At 71.1% G+C, this 453-nt stretch carries 1 protein-coding gene; it reads left to right on the plus strand.

All coding sequences use genetic code 11. From position 1 onward, the window contains the following. Positions 1-319, plus strand: a 319-nt coding sequence (rplJ, locus tag G3I71_RS47435) for a 50S ribosomal protein L10 (RefSeq protein WP_164325149.1), incomplete at its 5' end; no start/stop codon positions are given. Positions 320-453 lie beyond the last annotated feature (134 nt).

The raw sequence follows: 453 nt of genomic DNA on the forward strand, positions 1-453 counted from the left end.
CGACGCGCTCGCGGGCCCGTCGGCGATCGCCTTCGTCACCGGTGACCCGGTCGAGGCGGCCAAGGGACTGCGTGACTTCGCCAAGGCGAACCCCGCACTGGTCATCAAGGCGGGTGTGCTCGACGGGCGCCCGCTGACCGCTGCGGACATCACCAAGCTCGCGGACCTCGAGTCCCGCGAGGTGCTGCTGGCCAAGGCGGCCGGCGCGATGAAGGCCAAGCTCTACCAGGCCGCGTACCTGTTCACGGCTCCTGCCTCGCAGGCCGTGCGCACCGTCGAGGCCCTGCGTGCCAAGCAGGAGTCCGACGCCGCAGCCTGAGCCCGACGCTCCGGCCGCACGGTCTCGTAGCAAGCCCAGCACCCCCCGCCGCCGACGACCGGACGGCGGGTCCGAACGGAAGGAAGCGCCACCATGGCGAAGCTCACCAACGACGAGCTCATCGACGCGTTCAA

Source organism: Streptomyces sp. SID12501 (genome assembly GCF_010550245.1).
Taxonomy (GTDB): domain Bacteria; phylum Actinomycetota; class Actinomycetes; order Streptomycetales; family Streptomycetaceae; genus Streptomyces.